Below are 241 nucleotides of genomic sequence, written 5' to 3' on the forward strand. Positions count from 1 at the left end.
AATGCCGCTGTTTCAGCTAAGGCTTTATCTTTACGATTAAGCTCTTTTTGCAGCTGTTTTATTTCTTGCTTTAACTGTTTACTGTCTGATTTAGCTAGTTTCGTTGTAGGTCCTTGGGCAAAGTCTTGCTTCCACTGCTTAATATGATGCGGATAAAGCCCTTTATTACGGCAGTATTCATTAATGGCTGCTTCATCTAAATGGCCACAGTCAATAATCGCGCTGAGTCTTTCTTCTAAAC

General features: G+C 39.4%; 1 protein-coding gene. It reads right to left on the reverse strand.

Annotation, left to right across the window (positions count from 1 at the left end; all coding sequences use genetic code 11):
• A partial coding sequence (locus H5201_RS22915; RefSeq protein ID WP_182785483.1) for a transposase occupies window positions 1-241 on the reverse strand: 241 nt, incomplete at both ends.

The organism is Pseudoalteromonas sp. SG43-6 (assembly GCF_014164365.1).
Lineage (GTDB): Bacteria > Pseudomonadota > Gammaproteobacteria > Enterobacterales > Alteromonadaceae > Pseudoalteromonas > Pseudoalteromonas rhizosphaerae.